Genomic DNA, 23,612 nt, shown 5'->3' with positions numbered 1-23,612 from the left:
GGCGGCATTACTGGATAGGCTTCTTCATCACTCGCACATCGTACAAATCAGCGGAGAAAGCTACCGATTAAGAGGAAAGAAAGCGGCTGGAACCATACCAACAGTTCTAGAAAATCTATCTGAAAGTACAAAATAATTACGTGGGTGGGTCAGTTTTACTTTGGCGATAACGTCGATAAGTGGATCAATTTTAAACTGGCGTTGACACCGTTAGGCAAAGCGATAAAATACACGCTTGGTCAGTGGCCGAAACTTATCCGTTACATCGATGATGGTCACTTATCTATCGACAATAATCGTGCTGAACGCGCAATTAAACCGCTGGTTATTGGCAGAAAAAATTGGCTTTTTTCAACCAATCCAAAGGGAGCTGATGCGAGCGCGATGCTTTATAGCATCGTCGAGACAGCGAAGGTCAACGGTCTCATCCTCTACGATTACATGGTTAAATGCATGCAAGAGCTGGCGAAAGCAGAGCCAAATATCGATGCGCTCCTGCCCTGGAACTTCAAACACTAACATTATCGCCCCGTGGGTTCATGGGGCGCATACGCTGAAGCGAGCGCGATGCTTTACAGTATCGTTGAGACTGCGAAAGCCAATGGACTGATCCTCTACGACTACATGGTCAAGTGCATGCAGGAGTTAGCGAAAGCGGAACCTGATATCGATGCGCTCCTACCTTGGAACTTCAAACACTAACAATATCGCCCCGTGGGTTTATGGGGCGGATACGGAAGAGTTACAAAAAGAGCTGGACGAATGGATGGACTACTACAACAATCATCGTACTCATCAAGAAAAAATGTGCTGCGGCAGAACGCCAATAGAAACATTAGAGGATGGAAATCAATCTGGGCTGAAAAGAATCTAGCCCAGATATAATCTGACAGGCACCAAGTCGAAATTGGGTAACTGTCAGATCAGGTCTGAATTAGTACATCTCAATGTGTAGAAGAGGACGCTTTTTAAAATTTTACAGTAATTTTTGTTCAATAAACTTAATTTCGGAGTATTACAATTAAACCTAAGCTTTCAGTCGCTCTTTACCCAATCTAGTGAGTACCTCTTTAAGTGTAACCTCGTAGTCTTCAAGGTAAGATAGCAGCTGCGCTCTCCCCAAAATTTCAACACCACACGTGGTCGCTATTTCGTGAGTTCTTTTAGCTAACGATGGTGAGTTGGTTACGAAAATCAAACGTTCGAAAGTACTTCTCATCGCTGATTCATAAATTGGTTTCGCAGAATGTATCTCCTGTATCCCTTTATAACCATCATATTGGCGTTGCGTAAATTTAGCCTGAAGCAAAATATTGCCACTATTATTAAGTAACACACCGTCAGCACCATGGTCAGCGCCATTATTCGTCAACCACGCACTTTCGCTATCAGTAATTTTTGCCAGCAATACTACACATAACGCTTCAAACTGCTGCCAACTTAACTTATCAAGCTCAGTTGCTGTAATACGTTTATCTATCAAGTCACCAGAAACCGCTCCTCCAACACCTGCTGGTTGTGGAACAACATCTTCCGGTGTGACAACAGCGTCCTTCAGCAAAGTTTTTTGAGTAAGGAGCCTATGTAGATTTACATCAAATGATTCAAATTCAGGGTGATGTAACAGCGGAATGTAAATATGAACCTCTTTTTCCTGTCCGATACGATAAACCCTATCCGTAGCTTGAGCTTCTTTAGCTGGGTTCCAGTGCCGCTCTAAATGAACAACATGATTCGCACCGACTACAGTTAAACCGACACCAGCCGCAACTGGCGACATTACAATTAAGTTAAAACCTTCTTTGGCTTCAAAGTCTGCAATCATTGATTTTCGAGTTGGGACAGATTTACGCTTTGCTACGGCTTTAGCATCACCATTAATCACTGAGAGCGGACCTAGGTTATAGATCTGTCCCAAAGTCACGCTTAAGAAACTTTGTAGTCGTTTGTTAACCGCAAAAATAATGCACTTCTCATGTTTACTTCGTACTCGATCTAAAGTCTCAAGCAAGGAAGCTAGTTTTCCTGATTCTCCGTATAAAACCCTAGCTGATTTTGCATTTTTTGGAATATCAAGGCGACCTCCATCACTTAAGCGAGGATGTAGCGAACTATCTCTTAGCCTCATCAACGTGGTAAGTGCGTGGCTCTCTTCATTCTCAAGTTGGTTACTAATAGTCCCTTCGTAAACGTCTCTCTGGTAGCCAACCATTGTCGACTTAAGTTCTTCTAAATATTTCCAGTTTTCAAATTCTCCGCCAGCATACATATGTTTTAGAGGTAACCCTTTAAGGTTGTCCTCTTTAATGCGTCTCAACATCAATGCCCCGACCGCTATACGAAGTTCTCTTCCAAGCCTAGCTCTTGTTTCTTCAACTTCATCACCAGCAGCTTTAAGAATTGGTGAAATATACCGAGCACGAAATTCTTGATAGCTACCCAGATGGCTAGGGCAAGCTGTATCCATCAAACACCAAAAATCGGCTAAGCTGTTTTCTACAGGCGTACCCGTAGCCACTAGTTTGAAATCAGCTTTTAGCCCCTTAGCTGCACGAGTTTGAAGTGCATTTGGGTTTTTAATGTTTTGGGCTTCATCGAAAACCACGATACCCCAATCAATCAAACACATGGAGAACTGGTAATCGCGCAAGGTTTGATAAGTAGTGATAACCAATCGCTCTGGTAGATCTAATCGGCCTGGACCAAAGTGTTTCCCTACTTTCAAAGAATACTTGGGTTCTAAACTATCATCAGATGCACTTTGGCTTCGAATCTCCACACCACCCACGCGATAGTCATTTAGCTCAGCAGCTGATTGCAAAATAACTACATCGTTGAATGGCGAGCGTTTAAAGGTTTTATCTACCTCATCCTTCCAGTTTTCCAATAAACTCAAAGGAGCAACTATCAGCGCAGGTTTCTTCGTTTCACCACTAATTTGTTGTCGTTGATAAATATGTTCGATTGCAGAGAGAGCCATAAAAGTCTTACCCAGCCCCATATCATCAGCTAGCAAGGCTCCACTAATTTTCGAGTCTGATGAGCTTTTTTGTTCAACGCCTAAAATCCAACGAACACCAATATCCTGATGTGGAAAAGGTGTACGCTTGTGGTTTTCCCAATTTAACTCACCATCCCATGAAATATCAGAAATCAGTTGTTCAATTTTAGGAGAATTTTCAGACAGCTCTTCATCATTTAGGTCAATATCAACAACATGTATTTCTGACCTTTCTGATTCAGTCTCGGTATCTTCTGCCTCCACCTCACTAGAAAGGTCTGTTTCAGGGTTAGATATCTTGTGACCTATTTCTTTTAGAACTTTCTCAACAGCTACAGACTCACTGATATCGTATGATTTTCCTTCATAATCTAAAACAGTTGCTCCGGTTTGTTGGGCATCTTCAATCTTCTTAGTTACGTCCTCAAGAGTTGTTTTATCGCAAACTCTATCAGCCAGCTTAGATATTGGATTAATCACGTCAGATGAAAAGGAAGCTCCAAACCAATCAATGCCTGACTCGTCCGTTTCTCCAAAATAGGCGTGTTTAAAGACTGTCGCACCATGAACCCTGATAGAAAAGCCTAAATCAAGATCGACTAAGCTCGCATCAATATATGCAGTAGGGTTCTCCAAGAACGCTTTAACTTGTTTTTGAGGTATGACTCTATTGCTAAGAACTTCTTTTACAGCCATGAGCTTTTCTTCAGAAAACAAGACTATTTCATCACCCACTTTCAGCGTAACGGCGTTGTCGCTTTGCAACTGTCCCAGAACCTTTTGAATCGCCTCATGGCTCGCACTTTGCCCCATGTTGGGAGTCAATATCAGCTCACCTTGAGAATTCAGTTCTGCTTCTACCGTGATTTTATTTGGTGTTAGTATTCTTAGCTTTTCAAAGTGCTTTAGATTCAACTTACAACCACTCTTTTGAGCCTCTTGTAAAGAGTGTAGGTAAAGTAAGTTATCGTATTCAGACTGAGCGGACTTTCCATGGGCTTTATGTGCGTTAAAAACCATAAGCTGCTCGGGCGTTAACAGATACTGCTCACTTTGACTAAACCGAATGAAAGGTCCATCCACAGTGTAATTTAACGTTGTTCGACCCTGTTTGGTTGTTACCGAAAGGTCAATTTTAAAGGTAGGTGTACTAGCTTTTCCTTGAATGTCAGCATCAATAGCTCCTTGCCAAACCGAAGGAAAACCAAGCAAAATTCTCAAATCAGAGTCGAGCCTTACCGCTGTTTCAGGTGGCATAATAAAGCCATCTGGAAATGAGCTTACATCCCCCTGTTCTTCAAGCATTTTAAGAGCAACATACTGCGCCGTTATCCACTCATCAGCTTTACCAGCTTTAATTTTCTCTAAGGTTTTCTTGGAGGTAGTGAAATCAAGACTATCATCACAGACCAACTCAAATTGAGACGTCTTATCTAGACCAGAAAAGAACTTACTGATTAAAGAGGTTAACTCCACTCTCGCACCCCATAACGTTGTTTAAAGTCAATATAATCTTCATTTGAAAGCACATCTTTAGGCGTCAATTTAATTCCCAGCCCTCTAAGTGCGGTAAGTGCTTTTCGCTGCCATGAGTAGCCAATTGGCGAGTGCGTTATTTTTGCTACAGCTCCCGATGATAATCGTGTCATCTGATTATTGATCCCACTGGTTAGCTGAGAATACGTTGGCCTAACAATGTCATAATTAAATACGCATACTGACGAATCTAAATGCTTGTACAACCACAAGTAACAACTGTGGCTTCCCTCTACCATGTGCGCACCATTCATTTGCACATAAATTATAGATTTATCACCATCTTTAACAGTCGAGAAATTGGGTAAGTGCTTAGGGTCATAGTTTCTCTTCAAATACCTTGCAGCATCCTGACTCAAATAAAGCCGAGTATTTGAAATAATCCCTGCATCAAACATCCCCTCTAAGAAACTTTTCCTAGATGGGTACATTCTCTGTAACTCGTAATTAGCTGAAGAGTATGAATAATCCTCCAACGCTTCCAAAAACAACTTCAAATCTAGTTTTGATAACCATCCGCGAACAGCTTGAATCAGATTTGGTTCTAAACCCTTCCACCACTTAATGTATCTTGGATTTGAACTTGGTACTCGTGGATCACCGCCAATCGCTAAGATCACATTCATCCAAGGCTCACTGATGTGAGCACCTATCGAACGGCCAATCAAAATTCTAAGAATTTGATGCCCTAACAAACTTTCAGAGTCATATCGAGAATCAAAAACCGCCGTTTTTTGAACCTCCTCTAGGAGAGGATGATCTTGGCCTAATGGTATGGTGTTTAACTGCTCAATATAGTAGATGCCTTTAGCCGCCGTTAAATATCTGCCATTTGCATAACGTTCCAGCTTCATCTCCGCAATTAAATGATCAAAATCGACACTATTTTGAATAGCCCTTTCCGCAAGCCACTTGGGGCCATTGGTTGACAGTATATTTTCATCAAACTGCTCATCATTGCCTCGCAGCCTTTTAGCCTCCAACAACCAGTCTGCTGTAGCTTCCAAGTCTGCTAGTCGGTCATACTCTGATAAAAAATGCTGATAAAACGACTCGATGACTAAAGAGCTTGGTTTTTTTACAATTTCTGTAATTTTATTAAGTAATCGACGCGTAAAGCTGACATTTTTCTTCGCATCCGTATGTAGCGAAAGAGCTAAAGCGCGAACGTGTACAGAGCTATCTATAACGTCCTCAACTCTTTTCTTAGAGGCAAGCGCATTACATACTTCTCCATATGCAGTTCGGAACTTATTGTTTTCAATACCGGCACTCTTAGAAAGCACCTCTAGCTGATTCGATAGATGTGCAAAATCCTTGATGGCTTGACCAAACGGATTAGCTGGCAAACTAACCTTGAGCTTTTTTATATTTAAACTCACTGTCCAACAATCCTCTCGAGCTCAGCAATAGATGGCTTCTTCACTGTAAATCGAATATCAATACGCCTATTCTGACTCTTTTCTTGCTGATTAGACTCTTGTAGATTGGCTCGTCTTGTAGCCGCATAACCACTAACCGAAAATAGCTTTGCATGATATGCGTTTTCTAAATCACCGAGTTTAGGCGTTAAACTGAGTTCATTTTGCCAGACATTCCAGACAGATATTGCTCGATCAGTTGATAAGCCCCAGTTCCCTTTCCCTCTGTAATGGATACCATCGCTATCAGTATGACCTTCAATAAATACGGTATCGAGATATTGAAATCGGTCTTTCTTCTGAATTGCAGAATGAAGAACAACACCTATGTCCTTAACTGCTTGCTGTATGGTTGCATCATTCGGAATTGATGATTTACCTGATGCAAAAGTCAGTGTGCTTTCGGGGATTCGGATTACTGTATCATTATCAGCAATTTCAACAATGACGTTTCTTTTAGCCAGTTCGTCTCGAACATCATAAATTATATTCTTTCTTGCTAACTCAGCTTGCTTAAGCTCTTCGATACCAGCTTCGACATCATTAGTCTTTTGAGTCAATTCAATAATCAGTGCAACAGCTGCAAGTATAAATATCACGAGCAAAGCTGACATTAGATCGGAAAATGAAACCCAGTACGGATTTTCTTCATCTACTGAGTTTTGTGTATGCGAACGAATACCTCTACGCATGTTGACTCACTTTATCTTGAATTTCATCGACAACACTAGAGATAGCTCTAACTGCTGTATTCATGCTCTCTGCATACTGTGTACTACTGTTAGCCCAGACTTTGAGGTGCTCGGCGGTTTGTCCGTTGGCCTGCTCTGCATAATCTTCAAGCAATTGAGCCATTTGTTCCGTTAACTCTTTTACATTGCGCTTCATTTCTGAAGTGAGTTCGTTAAGATTACCTTTTTGTTCCACAAGGAACTCATTTTGGTTTGTACGAAGCGTGCTAAACGATTGTTCTGCACTATTCAACATATTATTTATCTGCTCTGCAATTGCGCTAAACTTACTTGTATCTTCCAGTAATTGCTCTCTTAGCGATTGAATTTTCACAACGCCTAGCTGGTTTTGTTCCGCTAAATCCTTCGTACTGTTAACCGCTTCAGTAACAGCGCCAGATAGTTTGTTGCCCGCCTCTTTAATATTTGAGCCGAACACATTCATACTATCAGCCGCAGCTCGTAACTCATTCGCAGAAAGCTGCATACTCTCAGTGGCTCGAGCAGATGCCGAAACAGATGAATCAATGCTGTTTTGTAATTGCTTACCTTGCTCAATAATATTATTAGATGTGGTTTGTTGTGATTCAGTCGCCGCTTTCACTTGAGCTAGAAGCTCATCCGTTCCAGCTTTCATCGCCTGCGTTTGATTCACAAATATATCATTACGCTCTTTTTCCATCTGACTTGCCATCCCATCACGTTCGGAGAACGTTTGGGTAAGTTGGCCAACCTGATTCTGGACAAAATCGGTCAATACTTGGCTTTGTGCTGAAACATTTTCTACTAAATCTTTAATCGTGCTTTCCATTGAGGAAGCCAATTTCTGTTCACGCTCAGAAGCAGCTGATTCTCTTTTAGTAAGCTGTTCACCTAACTCGGAGACTTGTTTTTCCACGAACTCGGTTAGAACACGCTTCTGCTCATTACCCTGAGTAACTAGCTCAGAAACTTGAACTGAGATAGTTGAGATCAGTTCTTTCTCTCTTTCTGAAGATGCGTTCTGCTGAACCTCCAATTTATTGACGAAAGCAGCCATCGAAGTACTCATTGATTCTAGCGTCTTATTTACATTTTGAGACGCAGCGTCCATCGCGAAACGTTGCTGTTCACCTTGTTGGCCAAAACCGTCCATGAAAGATTGAAGAACGCTTTCAAGCGCTTTTTGGTTCCCGTCTGACGTCTCATCAACAAGCTTATTGATAGCCGGGGCCATGATTTTCTCCAGACTACTCTCAAGCCCTTGTTGAATACCCTGTGTTGCTTGAACTAATGACTCCTGCATTTTCTCGCCAATTTTCTCAGCAAGTCCTTGCAGGCTTTCTCGGGATTGCTGACTGTTATTGGCAATAGATTGCAGTTGATATTCCGCACTTAATCGAGGGAACATTCTGTCAATGCGGTTTTGCAAAGACTTAATTTGCTTTCTAATTACTTGCTCAAGAATTTTCTCAATGAAGTTGAATGCAACACTGAGTAAGACACCCCAAACCGATGTCATAAATGCGATTTTTGCACCATTTATAACTCCAGCAACGCCGTTTTTCATCTCATTAACATCAACGTTACCCGCAATATTGAGATCTGAAAGTCCTAGCTGTAAACCGACAAAGGTACCAATAACACCCAGAGCCGTTAAAAAGCCAGGAACCGCCGCAATCATTCGGTTTTCAGTGCTACCACCAGCCAAACTAGAACTATTAAAAAAGTAGTCAGCATCAAATGTGTTATGTAATCGAATAACATCGTCAGCACCTTTTACTTCGAGCAATGTTTCATCAAACTCGAGCCACAAGTGCCCGACAGAATCTTTTTTTTGTTCTGCCCTAGAAATTAGATCATTTCGAACATCTGACGGAGTCGACTTCTCCGCATCATTCAAAGATTTGTTAAGCCAAACTACTCGTTGTCTCGCGCGAAAAAATGCGGCAATTGACCAAATTAAGAAAAATAGAGCTACGCCCCATAAAATAACCACAAACAAAGCACTCAACTGCTCAGGAGTTTGAGGTGGCATTACATTTAGACTGCTCAAGTCTGGCCATAAACTGGAGAGATTAAGGCTATTGGTCATTCAAATTATTTCCAAGATTAGTTATTTAATAAATATGTTCTTTAGCGTTGGGACTTTTACATCCCAACCATACGCTGCATGCTTTGCGTCCAAGACGCTTTAAAAGCAGGGTCTTGTGCAAACAGCTTGTACAGCTCTAATTCGTCTTTACGGCGTTGAAGCATGATTTCTTTCAACATCTTCTCAAACGCTAGATCTCGCGTATGAGGGTCTGCGTTGTTTTGGTATTTAGCTTCGAAGTCTGGGTGATTCCGGATACTCTCAGCAATATTCACAAACTTTACGCGTTGCTCTTCTGGTGTTGCGCTCCAGCCTTGGAACCAACGTTCGTTAAAGATTTGGATGATCTCATCTAACGGGTCTTTTTCACTTTCAGGACCATGTGCTCCGCGCGGGTTCGGATTTTGAGGATCTAACTCAGTTTCAGAGTCATCTAGCTCGATGGAGTGGTTAAGCTTAACCCTTTGTAATCCATAAGAGCTCAAATCAACTGAATCTAGTAACGAGTCTAGTGCTTCTTTATCTGGATCTTCGACGGAAAGTTTTGGAATCAAAAACTTCAAGAACCAGAACAGTTTCTCCCACTGAACGACCTCATACGGCATGATAGATGCCATCTGGCCATAGATTTTCACAAACTGCTTGGCCTTCACTTTGAAATCGACTTTTAACTCGTTTTCTAGTTCTAACTCGTGGTTAAAACGCGCTGCTGCGATGTCAATGATTGGGCTTAGGTCCTGAGCATCTCTTCCTTCAAAGAAACGCTTGTTGAACTCCTCAACTTCAAACCACTCATAAACACCTGTGTCGTCCATATCATCTTTTAGCTCATGAAGAACATTGACATCAGTGGCTTCAGAAAGTGTTGTCGATGTATAGAAAGGGTCGAATGCGGTTTTGATATCATCCACTGAGTTGAAGAAATCCAACACAAACAGATCTTCCGTTTTCTTACCGTACTTTGGTGCTGAACGGTTCAAACGAGACAACGCTTGCACACACAGTACACTTGCCAGTTTTTTATCTACATACATGGCACAAAGCTTCGGTTGGTCAAAACCTGTCAAATACTTATTGGCCACGACCAACAAACGGAAAGCATCCTGATCTACATGCTTAGGAATTGGGGAGCCCGACTCCTTACGCTTGTAGTTCACATCAAAGTAATCTTTGGTATCACCTTCTGGGAACCCATTAAGATCTGCTTCAGTGTATTCAATACCATCAACTTCTTTGGTGCCAGAGAAGGCAATCGCGACTTTAAATGGGTTACCCATCTTATCGAGTTGCCTTGTTAACGCTCGATAGTAGCGGATAGCTGACTCAATATTTTGGGTCACCACCATGCCTTTGCCTTTACCTTTGAGCTTCTTACCGTTAATCACATGTTTGATAAAATGCTCAAGCATGATCTCGGCTTTGGTATCTATCGTCTCTTGGCTTGCCTCTACATACGCTCGCAAACGCTTCTGCGCTTTTTTACTATCGAACTCAGGGTTATCTTGAATTGATTTTTCAATCTCGTAATAACTCTTATAAGTCGTATAGTTGGCAATAACATCGAGAATGAACCCTTCTTCGATCGCTTGTTTCATCGAATACAAATGGAAAGGAGCGTAAGTTCCGTCCGCTTGTCGCTGACCAAACTTTTCTAGAGTGGTATTTTTTGGCGTTGCAGTGAACGCAAAATAAGAGGCATTTCCACGCATCTTACGAGAGCGCATTGCCTGTAGGATTTTGTCCTGCGCATCTTCTAGCTCTTCGACTTCCTTCTTACCCATTGCACGGTTCATATTGTCATGAGCGGAGCCAGACTGAGAACTGTGGGCCTCATCAATAATGACGGCAAAGCGCTTATCACTTAAATCTGCAATACCATCAATAATGAACGGAAACTTCTGAATGGTGGTAATGATGATTTTCTTGCCATTCTCTAATGCAGACTTTAGCTCAGACGATTTGAACGCTGGTGCAACAATGTTCTTCACTTCGGAGAACTCTTTAATATTGTCGCGTAGCTGCTTATCAAGTAATCGACGGTCAGTAACAACGATGACCGAATCGAATAGAGGTACTTCTTTCCCTCTACTTCCTGGTAGATCATCGCTAATAGGGTAAGTTTCGATGAGCTGATACGCAGCCCATGTAATTGAGTTAGACTTACCTGAACCCGCTGAGTGCTGTATCAGATAGGTTTGCCCAACACCATTAACTGAACAGTGATCAACCAAACGACGCACGACATCCATTTGGTGGTATCGAGGGAAGAACAGAGTTCGTTTGTCCAACTGCTTTTTACTGCTGCCATCAAGGCGAACAAAGTGCTGAATAATATTAGCGATGCTTTCTTTGCGGAACACCTCTTGCCACAAGTAAGCCGTCTTGTGGCCATATGGGTTAGTAGGGTTTCCTTTGCCTAGATTAAAGCCTTTATTGAACGGTAGGAAGAATGTCTTTTTACCTGCCAGTTTGGTCGTCATATAGACTTCATCGGTGTCAACCGCCATATGAACCAAACAACGTGCGAAGTTCAACAGAGGTTGATTCGCGTCTCTATCATCTCGGTACTGTTTCTGACCATGATAAGCCGCATTTTGTCCCGTCCAATGGTTTTTAAGTTCAAGAGTAATCAGCGGGATACCATTGATGAAAAGCACCATATCGATCTCTTCCAATGGATTTGCATTGGAATAGCAAACTTGACGAGTCACACTGAACAGGTTGGCAGAAAAATTTTTATTTACCTTCTCAGAACTACTGGCAAGTGGCGCTGGATACATTAACGTTAGAAACGCATCATCAACGTCTAGCCCCTTTTTCAACAAACGCAAAACACCATGACGCTTGATCATACGATCGAAACGCTCAAGGATTTTTCTCTGCCAATCGTGAGGGCTGGTGCGCTTGAGTTTTTCTAACTCACTCGCTTGAGTATCTTCGAGGAACTGCCAAAACAAACGGGTATCTAAAGCGTACTGTTTATCAAAGTCACTTGGAGAGCCAATAAGATAAAGATCATTATTGTAATTAAGAGGCGCTTCACCCAGCGCTAACTCTTCTTTACAAATACCTGCTAAACCTTTTTCAATTGCGGCCTCTAGTGCCTGTTCATTTGTTTTACTAACCATAAATACCACGTTGTTTGGTTTGATGACTCGAAGTTTTTATTGATGTTTATAGTGCTGAGCAAATACTGCCATCATGTCTTCTAGATGGTTATCTATTTGCTGTTTGCCCCATCGCCCCTGCCCTTTTTCAGCAAACATTTCTCTTAACTTGAGTGCGTCGAAATGGGGCTTCCTATCGAAATCAATACGCTTTTTGTCAACATCTTGATTGCTGTAAGAAGAGTTTTCACCGGGACTAAGTAGTACTAAATTACCAAATGAGTTTAAAGTTTCATATGCTAACTCACTCTTATATTCATCATTTTGAGGATGAACATGTTCTACTGAGTTTTTGGATGTGATTCGGTACTTTTTGAACTTATTCAATTCTTCAGAAGACAGTGAAGATTCTGAAGCTTTCATTTGCTTCCAAATTAAATATTCAAGCTTCTGAAACCAGTAGTGTTCGAAACTCGTTCCTAACGTTTTTGCAAAGTATGTCGATTGGGATTGCCAACTCTGACAATTTGGCTCTATGCCTACAGCGAGTGCGAAGCTGGCCTCTTTTTGAGTATCAACAGACAATGACATTTTGTTGTCGATGTTTTCTAGCAGCTCTAGCGCATCGGAGTCTTGCTTGATACTCGAACGGATCAAGCCGGAAATAAATGGTGTTAACCAATACTGGGCGCTGCGCTCACCGGTAAAGTTGCGGACACTTTGCAAAAGCACACTGTCCGTCAGCTCTTTCTGCGTTCGGTTGATGTAGTAAGTGTCGTTCGACTTGCTGCGAGATTGATACGTTAAACCAAGCTGCGCATCTGTCGCATCGTCACGTTCAACCCATTTCACAACCCAACGGTCAAACTGGTAGCGAACCTGCCATAGCGTTTCGATAAACAGCTTTACCGATTGCTCATCACCGTTGATAAGTGGGTCGAATATTTCCAACAAGCGATCACTGTGCAGTCGTGGCTCGATATCATTATGATCATTAAGCGCTAAGTAGACTCGGTAAGCGTGAATCAATAACAGTGGGAACTTGATGATTGGGCGACAGTAAACCGTTTCTACATCCAGATCGTAAGTTTCAAACTTCTCTTGCTCGGTGTTATCAGGAATTGAACTTGCTTTAACTTGTGACGCTAGCTCAGCAATCGACAAGCCAGAGAACGCCTCTGACGTTTCATCTTTTGCAGCGAAACGTTCAGCATCAAAAGACGCCAAATGTTCGGGTTCAATATGGTACCAATCCGCATTAGGAAATACTTTGCGTACATTGCGTTCAAAATAGTTTTCCAGATGCTCACACGCCACCCACATTGCATCATACTGTGCTTTGTCAGTATGAATATGTTTGAACAGCTTCGCCTTTAAAATGTCCGCTTGTTCTAACTGAATGCCAGCGGTATTCATGGTGGCGAACAATCGGTTTAAGTCCATTTGTGTTGGGACAATGTTGTTCACCCATTGAACTTGGCGGTAGAGGTAATCCCCCATGGCCTCAGCACTCACCACATCGTCTGATTTGAGTTTTTCTACCTCTTTGGTCAATACATCTAACGCCACGCCCATCTGTTTCAAATAAGCGTTGTCGGCGATCGTTTCCTTAGACGGCACTTGATAGTTCTTAAGCCCCGCTAGGCCACCCAAAAGCTGCTGAACTTGCTCACGAATCGAGAACTGGAGACGAGGCTTATCTTCGCCGTTACTCGATGTATAAACAGCAAGACCTGCAAGATCGGATTTAATGCCAGCGTATTTAAAGGCAATGGTCATGAGCATCAGCGTCGTCGTTCGCTGCTGACCATCGATCAATTCATAGATCCGCTCTCCATCCTGTTCAATGCGAGAGGACAGGATGGTGCCGATAAAATAGTTTGGCTCTTTTAATCGACACGCTTCTTTAATATCTCTAAACAGCAGCAAGACATCATCATCTGACCAGACATAAGGACGTTGATAGCTAGGTATAGAAAACTGATAGTTATCGGTGTAGATTTTCTCAAGCGTCAGAAGCTCAGTTTGCACTGATAAGTGATCACCCATGTTTTGCTCCTAACGCAGAGATGTGTTGGCTAAATGCAGGGCCAAATTGATTGGCATAGTCTTGCTTGTCTATATCAAGGCCAAAGAATTGAGATACTTTTTCGACGAAACGTTTTTTAACGCTGTTTTTATCAAAGCCACTCTTGTCTACCGACAGCTTAAAACCATCTAGCTGTGCAAAACACTGCTCTGGGGTATAGCTCATTGCAATCCAATCCAGCACGGGGGTTTCTTTGACAAAAGCAGGAACCGATTTCTCTTTTACTGCTTTTTGGTTCTCCACTCGTCGAGAGTAAACCACGCGGAATAGTTTTTTGGCGGCAACCTCTAAGCTTTGCTGCCCATGTTGACTGATGTAAAGCAGCAAGCAAGCGTCATAAAGCTGTTTAAGATAGCCGCAGCCATCGAGTTTACACACCAGTTTTCGATAGAACTCGTAAAAACCAGCAAGCTCACCCTGCGTTGTTTTATTCAATAAATAGGTTTGGCGCAGTTGCTCAAAATATTGCAAATAATGAATGGTGTTGGCGCCACTATTTAACGGTTGGCGAAACTCATAGCCGACTTGAGGCTGTACCAAGCTTTCACCACCATTTGGCATATAAGTACGAGCAATTCTACCAAAGGCAATATCGTCGCCTTTGCCTGTTTGCTCTGCCAGTTCGGTAACAATGCTATTACGCACTTGCTGAGTTTGGTTATGCAACGGGTAGTCTCGGAAGTTCAGATATTGCCAATAGCGACCACGCAACAATATATCGACCACAGGATTTAAATCCCCTAGTGCTTCCCAACGAGTGGCAAAGGTGTTTACCGCAGATTTGTCTTTCTCATCAACAGCTCGAAGATGATGCGCTTTGATAATATCTGGCCCAACTAATCGCACCCCGCCCGTGTTTTGGGTTTCAAAAAAGCGGTAGGCTTCATCTTCGCTGTCTGTTATCACCAAGGTGATGTTGATTTGCTCAAAGTCGATATCAGCTAATGAGGTTTCATGCTTATACAGCCAACCAAGATTGTGTTTGATTTGCTGCTGACTCTCTGGGGATTCATAAACCAACTCAAGGTCGGAGTGTTTACTCGCGAAGTAAGAAATCAACGCCATTGTGGTCAGGCGTTGCTGACCATCAATAATATTCAGCTTGTCATCTTGTTGATGCAAAATGACACTGCCCAAGTAAAATGGGCAATGTTCTGCGTCAGGTTTACCAGCTAGATCTTGCTGATGAAGCTTAAAGTCATTCAACAGACGTATAATTTGCGCTTCATTCCAGCGATATGGGCGCTGATATTCAGGGATGGCAAGCATCCCATGAACGTCTTTTTCAACCTTACCGTCAGAAGCTAAAATCGGCACACCAGAGAACAGCGTATCCAATGTGCAACTGGCAACAACCACCGCCATTTATGCAAGCTCCGTCACTTTGATTTTTCCTGTTACAGCACTGTTGATCAGGGTGGTTTTGTATTCTTTTAGCTTACTTACTTGCTCAGCCTGAACAGTTATAGCTTCATCAACTTTCGAACATTCTCTGCTTATGTAATCAACAATCTGTGTTTGTTCCTCATAAGGAGGAAAGCCCATAGCCATATCAAACAACATATGCCCATAAAAACGTAATCGAGAAGAATGTAGTCCTGTAGAGACCTTGTTGTAGTACTCAACATACTTAGTTGATTTAAGTAGCATCTCTAGATATTTAGGTACAAAAGTTCCCTCGCGCTGTTCACGGAATACCCCATATGATGGACTCACAATACCAGTTCTGTCAGATACACCTAACGCTCCCATCCATGCCCACATTATATTGATAACTAGGTCACCAGAGTGGCAAAGCTTTGAACCTGTATAGTCTTCCGCCATAAACATGGTGACATTCTTCTCTGAGCGTGGGGTCACACCCGTCATGTGAGAAACTGACAATAGTTCTTCAAGCCCAGTTTCAGAACGCTCATTGATTTCATCTAAAAGGTATTTAGCTCTTTTGACGCTCCAATGCTCTGGAATTGTTCCTATCCAATCCACACCAGAATCTTTCATCGGCACATTAAGATTCAAACCTTGTGTCACAGCTTGCTGAATGATGATTTGCTTACGTTCTTTTAGCAGTTCAATTTGCTTTTGTTTGATTGCGATGGCTTCATCGATTTGTATAGCTTTACTATCTAAAAATAGAACAATGCTAGCTTGCTCCTCTCTTGGAGGTATCAAGAATGGTATGCTTTTCATTCGAGTTTTTGACAGATCCCACTGACCAACTCGAACACCATCCGAAGCACTCCCAAAATATGAAACATAAAGTTTGCTTCGAATAGCCCAATTAAAAAAATTAGGATCTATATCTTTTATGAAATCAAAGATGAAATATGCGGGACTCACAATTCCAGTGAACTTAGATACACCATACGAACCTTGCCATGCTTTCATCTTATTCATGCCAAATTGACCTTTTTTAAGTACTTTATAGCCACTTAAGTCATCGGGAATGAAATTATGATTTGATTCTTGATCTTCAATATCTCTTTCAATAACACCGAGCTCTCTTGTTATTGACAATAAAGGTAAGTCTGACCGATTTTTTTCAGAGTACGCTTTCAAACAAACACCTAGACTAGTAACGTCCCAATGTTCAGGAACATCACCGATCCAAGAAAAACCTGAGTCCTTGTAAGCTTGGTACTCGGTAGTCTGCACAAACATAGTATCGCTCATCTACCTACCCTTGAACCTTAGCCACAGAGATACCCAAAATGTCAGCAATCAAACCTTCCGCTTTTTGCTCTAGCGCAATGATGTTGTTAGCTACCTCATCCATTGAGCGCAATGGCTTATGGCGATAGAAGTACTTGTTAAAGCTGATTTCGTAACCAATCTTGACGGATTCTAGGTTCACCCAAGCTTCATCCACATGCGGCTTTACTTCATCAAGGAAGTATTGATAGATGCTCTGTTCTAGTGGTACAGATTCGCTGTCACGCAGATCTGAGCTTGATTCATAAGTCACAAGCTCGTTGTGGTTGCCCGTTGGGTAGTAACCGAAATCTGGCAAGTCTTGAAGCTCGCATTCGTAGTTTTCTAGCAAGTCATCTAACTTGTCTTGTTTAAGCTTGGCGACTTTCTTGATGACTTTTTCTGCATTTTCGTCATACCAGCTGACAGCATCCAAAATGGCTTTCTTTTCTGGTGCTGAAAGCTTAAGGCCGAGTGATTTAAGCTCTGTATCTACTATCTGTTTGAACTGGTTAAAGTCGTTGTAAGTGCCTTCACCAATCTTGCTGTGCAACTGGCTTGCTGCATTAACCAGTGTGCGCTGTTTAATCCAGTTTTTCGTATCCAGCAACTTGGTTTTTGCCGCTTTGTTTAGGCTGATATCGTTTTCTTCACACCACTTGGTGATCTCTTTTTCAATCCCTTTAACAAAACCTGCTTCATAGACATTTTCGCCATGTTCGGCGTACAAGTACTCCATCACTTCACGCAGTGATTTTTCAAAACGTAGTGGCTCAATCAGGTCGGCACGGAATTGGGCACTGCGGCGATCAGGGCGTTCAATATTCACTTTGTAGTAGCCAAAATCTTGGTTCTTGAAGACTTGTGCAGCAATACCTATCGAATCACCTTTCTCATCGATGGCACGCTCAACAGATTGGTTGTCTAGATAAGTCGAGACAATTTCCGCAATGTGCTCTGGTGAGAACTCACAGTTTTTGTTACCCAAATTCTTACGCAACTTGCGGAACAGTAAGCTAGCGTCAATCAGCTGTACCTTGCCTTGGCGGCTTTCAGGTTTGTTGTTATTAAGCAGCCAGATATAGGTGGTAATACCCGTGTTGTAGAACAGGTTGTTTGGCAACTGCACAATCGCATCCAGCATGTCATTTTCGATGATGAAACGACGAATGTTGCTTTCACCACTGCCTGCGTCACCGGTAAACAAACTTGAACCATTGTGAACCGATGCAATACGAGCACCTAGTGGGCTCACTTGTGGCGATTTCATTTTAGTGACCATTTCCATCAGGAACAGCAACTGACCGTCACTTGAGCGAGGAATCGCATCTTGTTCTGACTCAACGCCCCAGTAGTCTTTTAACTTCACTTTAAAGCGGCCATCTACGACATCTTTACCGTCTTTGATGTGCTTTTGCTCACTCGCCCAGCTCTTACCGTAAGGTGGGTTAGAAAGCATGAAGTCGAAACGCTCTGATGAAAATTCATCGGTAGAAAGCGTTGAGCCAACACGGATGTTTTCTGGGTTGTTACCTTTGATCATCATATCTGACTTACAAATGGCGTAAGTCTCATCGTTGATCTCTTTACCGTAAAGGTAGATATCACGGTTTGATGCAGGGTATTTCTCTTCAACAAAGTTCTGTGTTTCTGTCAGCATACCGCCACTACCGCAAGCAGGGTCGTACACTGTGATTGAAAGTGGCAAGTTATCTTTAATTGGATCGAAAACAAGGTGTGTCATCAATTCGATCACTTCACGCGGAGTAAAGTGCTCACCTGCCTCTTCGTTGTTCTCTTCGTTGAATTTACGGATCAATTCTTCAAATACATAGCCCATACCAAGGTTGCTGAGCGCTGGTAGTTTGTTGCCCTCAGGATCTTCTTTAACCTCTGGCGTTAGGTTGATGTAAGGCGAAACGAATTTCTCTACCACATCTAGCAGAACGTCTTTCCCCGCCATGTGACGGATTTGAGCTTTCAGGTTAAAACACTCAACAATCTCTTTTACGTTATCGCTAAAACCGTTGAGGTAATCTTCGAAGTTAGCCAGCAGAATCTGTTGGTTATTGGTCGCTGTATTGAACAGCGTTTGTAGGGTCCACTTAGAAGTGTTGTAGAACACATAACCTGATGCTGCACACAATGGTGCATCATCAAGCTCAGTTTCATTCATTTCTTCTTTTTGGAATCTGACTTCTTCCAGTACCGCTTCTTTTGTTGGCTCCAAAAGTGTATCCAGACGGCGTAGCACCACCATAGGCAAGATAACATCGCGGTACTTACCACGAACATAGACATCACGAAGACAGTCGTCGGCAATCGACCAAATAAATGAAACGAGTTTGTTATGTACTGAATGGTCCATTTGGGATCCTATTTCTTTGTTACCCACACCTAATCGTGTGGACGGCATTAATCTTATTGGTTGAAACCAGGCAAAAGATCGGTGCTTTCTAAGCCCGATAACACATCTGTATTCTTTAAGTGCAGCTGATATTGCGAAGCGTTCAGGGAGCCCTCTTTTGAGCAGTCCACATTCCACTGTGTGAGCAGGTATCCCACCAGAGCAGAGCGAACTTCAATATTCAACTTCCCTTGAGTCATTTCATAATCAAGTTCAATAGCCTTTGGATGCTTTATTTGAGGGTGAACACCAATCTCAAGGTCAAGAACTGTATTCCAAGCATTGTCGTAACTTGCAAATTCACCGGTTTTTGGTGGTGTTGCTGAGCTCTCTATTTTTGTAAATCGACTGCAAACAAAATCACGGAAGCTGTTCGTCTTTCTATCAAATGCTCGAACATGCCAACGATGACCATTGTTTATGATGGCGTGAGGGACAATGGTTCTATTGCCAGCGCCAGAGGACAGTGAATGGTAGTGGCATTGGATAGCCTGATTCTTGTGAATTGCTCGCATCAAGACTGCGACAATGCTTTGCTTCGGTTGCGTCAAGCGAACTGCATCAAAGCACACTTGAGATTTGTCACCTTGAAGAGAGGCTCCATGTCCTTGCATCAGTTGATTCAATGCTTGTTCAGCATCATGAGCAAACAAAGGTACAAACGTATCAGTACGCATGTACTGCTTGGTTTGGTGTACTAACTCAGCATTATCAGGTGCCAACTCTCTGTAAAGGGTGAGATCTCTAGAACAAGAAGCTAACCCCGTTTGGAATTGTTGAACTAGGTCTGCTCTAGCCACAACCCCATAGTATTCGAGGCAGAAATCGATGAACGCTAAGCGCTCTTTCTGCGCGTGATTGAGTTTATCTATTGATTCGTGCGTCATAATAATAAAGATGGCATGTTGATAGAAAGATTCTATACCACAAACTTGCACAAGTAATCATTTTGATACTATCTTTTTGATATAGCGCAATAGAGATTACTCAACAAGGATAGATAGCCTCTGTGTTTTTACAAAGACCTAAACCTTACCGTGATGAAAGCTTGGAAAGCTTCTTTATCCGAGTTGCAAACAAAAATGGCTATGATGATGTCCATCGTTTCCTAGAAGCAACAAAGCGCTTCCTACAAGACATTGACCATAACGGCTATCAAACCTTTCCAACCAATATCGCCAAGATTAACCCCTACTCGGCTAAAAATAGCTACAAATTCACTTGTACTCACACACTCACATTCTGAGCCATACAACAACATGGTTCCTCTACTTGCGAAGCTAGGTCAACCACAAAAATATGTTCATACTAATATTTAAGCTTTAAGCAAGCATTTAGAGGTAAATTATAGATTAATAAAGTGGTGACATAAGAGCTGGAGAGTCGAGTGGTTAGGCACACTATGATTGAGATACTGTGAGCTTAACTCTGCTAATTTTTAAAAGCGGTTAACTTCCATTATTTGTTTTCAAATAACTTAGTTGTTGACCTCAGCAGAGCTGAGAAGATAAGCCAGTTTGGTGAATTCAATGAAAATGAGCAACAATTTCATCTTTAAACGTAAGGGTAAGTTCCTAGATTCCGCTATTGTTATTGACCCCAACACTTATCTTACACTCGCATTTTTGAATTGCAATACCTGACAAATCTTATATTTTTCATAGATTTGAGAAAATGGTTATTAATAGAGGACTTAAGAAATGAAAATAATTTCAAATTTTTTCACTTAAGCCCCCTTTTGCTATTGACACAAAATAGCGTCTCGAAGGGTTATCACACTTTTTCCCACTCTAGATTAGCATTTTTGCCGCTAAGTCTCAGTTGACATGCTTCCGTCACAATACGTCTAATCGCGCAATCATCAATGCCTTCTAGCGTCTCATTTAGCATTTGATGATACTTCGTCTCGTTTTGCTCATGTTCCCGCTTACTACTCGAGAGGATTATTTCGATTAGCTGCATACAACGCGCAAGCATCTGGCTAGTATGAGTCGCGCCAGATTGATAATCACGTTGCGCTTCTGGCTGTTTCGCTTGTTTGATCGCCTCCTTATGCTTAGGGGGTTGCGTTTGTTTTTTCGGTTTGCGCTTGGCGCCTAGACCCTTGCTGTGAGCAAACTCTTTATTGAAAAAGTCATAGAACATGCATTGGTAACGCTCACCGTAAACAACCATTTCTTCACGAGTGAGTTTGCAGTTATCGCGCAGCAGATAGATAGGAGCGTTTACTTGTGGGTTCATTTCTCTTGTGTAATCGTTCACAACCTGAATTTGCGACTTGACCAAATCCCATTGACCAAAAGTCGAGTTTTGACCATCCAAGTAGTAATGAATGTGTGCACATCTCTGTTTGTCCACTTCTCGTTCATCATCGTGTACTACCATCAACTTGATGTTGTACTGTGGGAAATGCTTAGTTAGAAAGCACTCAACGAGATTAAACCATTCATATGGAGCAATATCATGGTGAGTAACTTGCCATTCACTTGAAACTTTAATCACGCCTTCTTGAAGGTGCGTGACGTTCTGAGTCGGCTTTTCACCAACCAACTGGTTGTGAGCTTGAATGAATTTGCTGACAGCATTCAGACGCTGGCTCTTACGTCGGATAGTTAAACGCTCTAATGCGTTAAACCAATACGTTCCAATCTCACAATCACTGTCGACCTGCCAAAGCATCTCGAGAATATCTGCCGCTTCAATGTAAGCTGGATTGCTATGCTTCTTCGCGTACTTTCTCTCTTCCACAGCTGCTTTTTTCAGTTTGTATTTATAAGCGCTACGCATTTTTTGCCAACGCTTACGCTCTCGCGCAGCAGACTTGGGAAGAAGCCCCTCAACCAATGCTTTGCGCTCATTCTCAGATAGCTCATCAAGCGGTTGCACTTTGTGGTTTAGCCAAACTAAATTGGTATGGGCAAACGATTCGTTCCAATGAGGCTCATTTTCTCTCTGCTGCATACGCAAGTTGTGCATCAAAGATGAGCGCAAGCTAGCCACCTCTAACGGGGTAGAAAGATAGTTATACGTAGCGTGGTAGATGTGGATGGTCTTCATGCGACAACTCCTCGTGAGGTGTCGGCCAACTTCGAATTTTCAGGTGACCAGAGATACCCCCTCTGGTAAGTGCTTGTGCTTCCATCCTTCATACAATATAAATTCTGAGTGTAAGTAAACTGGTTTAACAGACGACAAGCTTTTGACAAACTTTTGTGGTCGGTGAGTGCAAAGGTACACCGCATCTTAATGCACCTCCATGAGCAGCTCAGGAGGGCTTTGTAAATGCCGACAATTAAATTAAGCAATGAGCACAGTTGTAGTTCAACTAACTCCGCTGGAAACCAGATATTTATTGGATCGGCACTTATTTTAGAGGGAGCTTGTTCACATTTAAATATGTCGAACTTGTAGTCATCTGTTGCCATTTCTATTCCGACAATTTCATTCATACACTTTTCCCTCTCAAATGGGTGCGATCACGATGCACATTGTTATGACTGAAGGAAGGTTGACTGTGCTTTCTCACTCCATACGCCAGAACTGCTAGCGCTTCTCTCCGTGGTTCTTGTTCAACTATCTTCGCCAGTTCTTTGAGTGATATTTGGGGGTCTTCGATTTTTAGATCGAGCCCATGCCGGTAGCAGAAGTCTTTTGTCCCCCATACACAGTTACCCACTGCATATGAATCATCTAGAGAAACATTCCCATTTGCCATCTTAGCTTTTTCAATCAAGCGACTCTTAATAAAATTTTTATCATATACCTGAAGCTCGATCTTTTTGCTTAACCCCCTTAACGCTGATTTAATCGTCTTTCCATGATATGCATACCCATCGCTATGTATAGCAATAAATCCACGAACTGTTTTCTTTTCTGTTCCACGTCCGTTGACCAGCCATGTTGCAGCAATTACTTCAACGTTTGAAGGGAAGTCTCCTATCAATGGTGTTGATACATCAAGGTTAAACAACTCATCAACCATAGCTAAATCACGATTACGCACACGACTCCACCACTGCCGCGAAATTTTAACCGTCACATTGAGGTCAGTTTTTCGATAAGTACAGCTCCGGCTATACTGCTCGCCTTTATTGGTGTATGAATCGTAAGCAACAGCACTAGGGTCATCGACTAAGGAAACTGTAATATCTACTGTACCGCTTACACCGGGCACTACATTTCGATATAGATAATCTTCAATTCTGCGGATTTTCATTTTTTGTGCCCTCTCGATACCACACATTCCAGTGTTAATTCGATGATGAAGGCTATCTGAATCAGTTTTTGAATCTCGATATTTGTTTTTCAACAAGAGGACTTTATGTCTATAGCCCATCTCTTCTTTGTATTGTCAACGCCAGTTTAAAATTGATCCACTTATCGACGTTATCGCCAAAGTAAAACTGACCCACCCACGTAATTATTTTGTACTTTCAGATAGATTTTCTAGAACTGTTGGTATGGTTCCAGCCGCTTTCTTTCCTCTTAATCGGTAGCTTTCTCCGCTGATTTGTACGATGTGCGAGTGATGAAGAAGCCTATCCAGTAATGCCGC

General features: G+C 42.2%; 14 protein-coding genes and 4 pseudogenes. 5 read left to right on the top strand and 13 right to left on the bottom strand.

Annotation, left to right across the window (positions count from 1 at the left end; all coding sequences use genetic code 11):
* The 4 genes and pseudogenes from VTH8203_RS17800 to VTH8203_RS17785 form a co-directional block, all read left to right on the top strand.
* The coding region (locus VTH8203_RS17800) for an ATP-binding protein (RefSeq protein ID WP_244181236.1) at positions 1–136 on the top strand (136 nt) is incomplete at its 5' end.
* Positions 137–204: 68 nt separating this feature from the next.
* Positions 205–519: pseudogene (locus VTH8203_RS17795) on the top strand (IS66 family transposase); the annotation flags it as partial.
* A gap of 33 nt (positions 520–552) precedes the next feature.
* Positions 553–702 (top strand): annotated as a pseudogene (locus VTH8203_RS17790) (transposase domain-containing protein); the annotation flags it as partial.
* Positions 703–736: 34 nt separating this feature from the next.
* A pseudogene (locus VTH8203_RS17785) lies at positions 737–885 on the top strand (IS481 family transposase); the annotation flags it as partial.
* 142 nt (positions 886–1,027) lie between these two features.
* Here VTH8203_RS17785 and VTH8203_RS17780 read toward each other — a convergent pair.
* From VTH8203_RS17780 to VTH8203_RS17735, 10 genes are read right to left on the bottom strand one after another with little or no spacing between them, the layout of a single operon-like run.
* Positions 1,028–4,477, bottom strand: coding sequence for an SNF2-related protein (locus VTH8203_RS17780; protein ID WP_096994867.1), 3,450 nt, complete (start codon positions 4,475–4,477; stop codon positions 1,028–1,030).
* A complete protein-coding gene (locus tag VTH8203_RS17775) occupies positions 4,468–5,919 on the bottom strand; it encodes an EH signature domain-containing protein (RefSeq protein WP_096994866.1) in 1,452 nt (483 codons plus the stop codon). Before VTH8203_RS17775 ends, VTH8203_RS17780 begins: the two co-directional genes overlap by 10 nt.
* Positions 5,916–6,650: an OmpA/MotB family protein gene (locus VTH8203_RS17770; protein ID WP_045453242.1), complete on the bottom strand. Its 735-nt coding sequence runs from the start codon at positions 6,648–6,650 to the stop codon at positions 5,916–5,918. Before VTH8203_RS17770 ends, VTH8203_RS17775 begins: the two co-directional genes overlap by 4 nt.
* Positions 6,643–8,763: an anti-phage ZorAB system protein ZorA gene (gene zorA, locus VTH8203_RS17765; RefSeq protein WP_096994865.1), complete on the bottom strand. Its 2,121-nt coding sequence runs from the start codon at positions 8,761–8,763 to the stop codon at positions 6,643–6,645. The genes VTH8203_RS17770 and zorA overlap by 8 nt, the downstream gene beginning before the upstream one ends.
* A 56-nt stretch (positions 8,764–8,819) precedes the next feature.
* Positions 8,820–11,891, bottom strand: coding sequence for a type I restriction endonuclease subunit R (locus tag VTH8203_RS17760; RefSeq protein ID WP_167385842.1), 3,072 nt, complete (start codon positions 11,889–11,891; stop codon positions 8,820–8,822).
* 36 nt (positions 11,892–11,927) lie between these two features.
* A complete protein-coding gene (locus tag VTH8203_RS17755; RefSeq protein ID WP_096994863.1) occupies positions 11,928–13,919 on the bottom strand; it encodes a DUF262 domain-containing protein in 1,992 nt (663 codons plus the stop codon).
* On the bottom strand, positions 13,912–15,324 hold the full coding sequence (locus VTH8203_RS17750) for a DUF262 domain-containing protein (protein ID WP_096994862.1): 1,413 nt from the start codon (positions 15,322–15,324) through the stop codon (positions 13,912–13,914). The genes VTH8203_RS17755 and VTH8203_RS17750 overlap by 8 nt, the downstream gene beginning before the upstream one ends.
* Entirely contained in the window at positions 15,325–16,632 is a 1,308-nt protein-coding gene (locus VTH8203_RS17745) for a restriction endonuclease subunit S (protein WP_096994861.1), read from the bottom strand. It lies immediately after the preceding gene.
* Between the two features lie 4 nt (positions 16,633–16,636).
* A complete protein-coding gene (locus VTH8203_RS17740; protein WP_096994860.1) occupies positions 16,637–19,018 on the bottom strand; it encodes a type I restriction-modification system subunit M in 2,382 nt (793 codons plus the stop codon).
* A 53-nt stretch (positions 19,019–19,071) separates the two neighbouring features.
* A complete protein-coding gene (locus tag VTH8203_RS17735) occupies positions 19,072–19,995 on the bottom strand; it encodes a WYL domain-containing protein (RefSeq protein WP_244181250.1) in 924 nt (307 codons plus the stop codon).
* A gap of 71 nt (positions 19,996–20,066) precedes the next feature.
* On the opposite strand from VTH8203_RS17735, the pseudogene VTH8203_RS17730 reads away from it, so the two are divergent.
* Positions 20,067–20,267: pseudogene (locus VTH8203_RS17730) on the top strand (TniQ family protein); the annotation flags it as partial.
* Positions 20,268–20,830: 563 nt separating this feature from the next.
* On the opposite strand, the gene VTH8203_RS17725 reads toward VTH8203_RS17730, so the two are convergent.
* The 3 genes from VTH8203_RS17725 to VTH8203_RS17710 all read right to left on the bottom strand — a co-directional run.
* Complete coding sequence (locus VTH8203_RS17725; RefSeq protein ID WP_096994859.1) at positions 20,831–22,114, bottom strand: hypothetical protein; 1,284 nt, start codon at positions 22,112–22,114, stop codon at positions 20,831–20,833.
* Between the two features lie 388 nt (positions 22,115–22,502).
* Positions 22,503–23,366 (bottom strand): hypothetical protein, encoded by an 864-nt coding sequence (locus VTH8203_RS17715; RefSeq protein WP_158296181.1) that lies wholly within the window; start codon positions 23,364–23,366, stop codon positions 22,503–22,505.
* 111 nt (positions 23,367–23,477) lie between these two features.
* Positions 23,478–23,612: ATP-binding protein (locus tag VTH8203_RS17710; protein ID WP_244181236.1), on the bottom strand; the 135-nt coding region annotated here is incomplete at its 5' end.

This window comes from Vibrio thalassae (assembly GCF_900089835.1).
In the GTDB taxonomy this organism is placed as follows: Bacteria; Pseudomonadota; Gammaproteobacteria; order Enterobacterales; family Vibrionaceae; genus Vibrio; species Vibrio thalassae.
Note: the sequence above shows the minus strand (reverse complement) of the source record. Positions and strands in the feature narration are given on the sequence as shown.